The 541-nt window shown below is 68.2% G+C and carries 1 rRNA gene and 1 pseudogene; one reads left to right on the top strand and one right to left on the bottom strand.

The features are described from left to right. Window positions 1–86: ribosomal RNA gene (rrf, locus tag ACIHEJ_RS22790) — 5S ribosomal RNA — on the top strand; the annotation flags it as partial. Between the two features lie 30 nt (window positions 87–116). On the opposite strand, the pseudogene ACIHEJ_RS22785 reads toward rrf, so the two are convergent. Further along, window positions 117–541 (bottom strand): annotated as a pseudogene (locus tag ACIHEJ_RS22785) (hypothetical protein); the annotation flags it as partial.

The raw sequence follows: 541 nt of genomic DNA, 5'->3' as shown, positions 1-541 counted from the left end.
GTTACATTCCGAACCCGGAAGCTAAGCCTCACAGCGCCGATGGTACTGCAGGGGGGACCCTGTGGGAGAGTAGGACGCCGCCGAACAATCTTTGGAAGGACCCCTGGTCCCAGCGTTCAGCTGGGACCAGGGGTCCTTTCGTTTTTACAATGCTTGCGGTACCTATGACAGGAGTCACCATGTCCACCAACTCTCCCGACGACCGACCGGAGCGCGACCAGCGGCGACGGGACAGTGGTGACCGTGGTGATCGCGGCGGTTACCGCGGTGACCGCCGTGATAACGACCGTCGCGACGGCGACCGTGGTGGATTCGGCCGGCGCGACGACAGCCGCGGTGGCTTCCGCCGCGACGACCGCCGCGACGACCGGCGTGACGACCGCCGCGACGACCGTGGTGAGCGCGGTGGTTTCCGCCGTGACGACCGTGGTGGCGACCGGCGTGACGACCGGCGTGATGACCGCCGGGGCGGCTACGGTGACCGTGGCGACCGTGGCGGTTTCGGCGGTCGTAGGGACGACCGCCGTGAGGGTGACCGGGG

The organism is Streptomyces sp. NPDC052301 (assembly GCF_044593395.1).
GTDB lineage: Bacteria > Actinomycetota > Actinomycetes > Streptomycetales > Streptomycetaceae > Streptomyces.
Note: the sequence above shows the minus strand (reverse complement) of the source record. Positions and strands in the feature narration are given on the sequence as shown.